This is a genomic window from Loktanella fryxellensis (assembly GCF_900110065.1).
GTDB lineage: Bacteria > Pseudomonadota > Alphaproteobacteria > Rhodobacterales > Rhodobacteraceae > Loktanella > Loktanella fryxellensis.
This window is the reverse complement of the sequence record NZ_FOCI01000060.1, coordinates 1-2,095: the sequence shown is the minus strand read 5'-3', so window position 1 is coordinate 2,095 and position 2,095 is coordinate 1. Positions and strand designations below refer to the sequence as shown.

At 54.5% G+C, this 2,095-nt stretch carries 2 protein-coding genes; one reads left to right on the top strand and one right to left on the bottom strand.

Annotated elements, in window-relative coordinates; all coding sequences use genetic code 11:
* The first annotated feature begins 95 nt into the window (after window positions 1-95).
* Window positions 96-1,607, top strand: coding sequence for a site-specific integrase (locus BMX16_RS17130; RefSeq protein WP_143058097.1), 1,512 nt, complete (start codon window positions 96-98; stop codon window positions 1,605-1,607).
* Window positions 1,608-1,881: 274 nt separating this feature from the next.
* On the opposite strand, the gene BMX16_RS17840 is transcribed toward BMX16_RS17130, so the two are convergent.
* Window positions 1,882-2,095: hypothetical protein (locus BMX16_RS17840; RefSeq protein ID WP_218139953.1), on the bottom strand; the 214-nt coding region annotated here is incomplete at its 5' end.

The window sequence follows — 2,095 nt, the reverse complement described above, 5'->3', positions numbered from 1 at the left end:
CTGCCTGATCACAAGATTAATCGCATCGACGAACTCATGCCGTGGAACTGGCAGCCCGAAAAGGCCTGAAACCGCGCCGCAACCGGACGGATACCATGGGTCACGATCGACATATTTTTCGCCGCGGCGCGGTATGGCAGTGGCGCAGACGCCTTTGCGGGTTTTCCACAGGAACCTTTGTCCTCCAGCTCTCGCTACGCACGACAGATCGCTGGCTTGCGTGTAGATTGGCGCGTGAGATGAGCGTGGAGTGTGATCGTATGTTGGACAAAGCGGACTATTCGGCACTCTGCCAGCGAGAGCTTGCGCTTTGGGCCAAGCAGATCGTTTCGCAAAAGCTCAACGACTTGAGCCGCAGCCGACAGATTGCGCGCACCACGGCCAGTGGTCCCGGTGCGGCAGACAACCGTCTCTGGAATGATGCAGCGATCCAAGCGTGGAATTGCATCGAAGCGGATGGTATTAATGCCGAATGGCAGGCGCACGGGGCGCCAAAAGCCTGTCCACTTTCTGCTGCGGAAACGGATGCCGGTCAACGCATTCTCAACCTTTTGAAGGAAAGTTTGAAGGCACCTGCGAAAGCTGCAGAATTGAGGGCATCGTTCGAGGCTGCAACCGGTCAATCGGTTTCGGCCTCAGAGCATGTTGTCCAGCTGATGCAAACCTACGTTTCGGCGATGGCCTATGCCCATCGATCTGTCTCCGATCTGGAGGCGGGCCGCGCAGCCGGCCTTCGGCGCCTGCTGGACGCCACCCGATCCGAGATGGTCACGAAAGACAACGCTGCATTCTCTGCTGAGACTGCGCATCATGAAGACTTTCTGCAGGATGCCGCCACGCGCGCCGAAGTCGTCATTGCGCCATCAAATAGCTCCGTCCAAGGTCACAGTGTGCGCTCGACGGCTTTACAGGCGCCTGATCCAGCCATTGCAGCAGTTGTCAGCCGCCTCATGGAGGAAAAAAAATCCGACAACCTGAGGGCAGCGACGATCACCCAATATGGATTCTGCATCGAGCTATTTGGCAAGATTACGGGGATCACTGACGTCCGGGACGTCACGCAAACGGCCGTGTCGGCATTCAGGGATGGCCTGCGCAGCATCTCCAACAGTTATGGCAAGAGCTTGGCCGACAAGGACCTCACCTATGACCAGCTTCGTCAGAAGGCTGCGAGCCTGCCCCGTGACCGCGTCGGGCTGTCATCGACAACCGTGAACCGCCACCTCGACCATATTCGCCAGGTTCTCGAAAAGGCGGACAGCGAAGGCATCATTCTGGAGCACAGGATCAACACCGCAAAGCTGCGTCTGAAGGAGCGAAAGCGGGATCGCGATAAACGCGCTGTTTTCAAAGCTGACGAACTCGAAAAGGTATTCCAGCACACGCTATGGACAGGCAGCGCAAGTGGTGCCCGACGTCATGAAGTTGGCGCCATTATCACGAAGGACGGACAATACTGGTGTCCGCTGATTGCGAGTGTCACAGGCGCACGACTGGAAGAAATTGCCGCACTAACAGTTTCAGATATTCGGTGCGAGGATGGAATTACCTATTTCATTTTTGACGAGAACGAAATCCGTGATGTAAAGACTGAAGCGTCACGCTGACGAGTTCTGGTTCACTCTGGTCTAATTGATGCTGGTTTCCTTGAATATATCGAAGATATTAAACGTCGCAAGTTTTCGTCAGTCTTCCCTGACCTTGCGCCTGGCGCTGGCAAAACGACGAAATACGGTAAGCGACTGGGCTATAATTGGAGGAAATCGCTTGAGCTCGCTCTGGACAGCAACCCCCGCAAACTATGCTTCCATAGCATCCGTCACTTCGTAAACAAAACAATCCGCGACATGCATGATGTACCGCGCTTAGTTCGTCTAAATATTATTGGACAAGAAGCAACTGATACGAATGATCGGGTTTACGCTGAGGAAACGGAATTGTCTGTGATGCAAAACGTAATCGAGAGGCTACCAATTTTTTGGAAGAGGGATAACTAAATATGAGAACGGCGGTGCAAAAGTCGGCCACGGTAGCGGCGGGATGAGCCTGCTGCGGGCGGCTTAAAAGTCGTCCACTTTTACCCTTTCTGGCGACA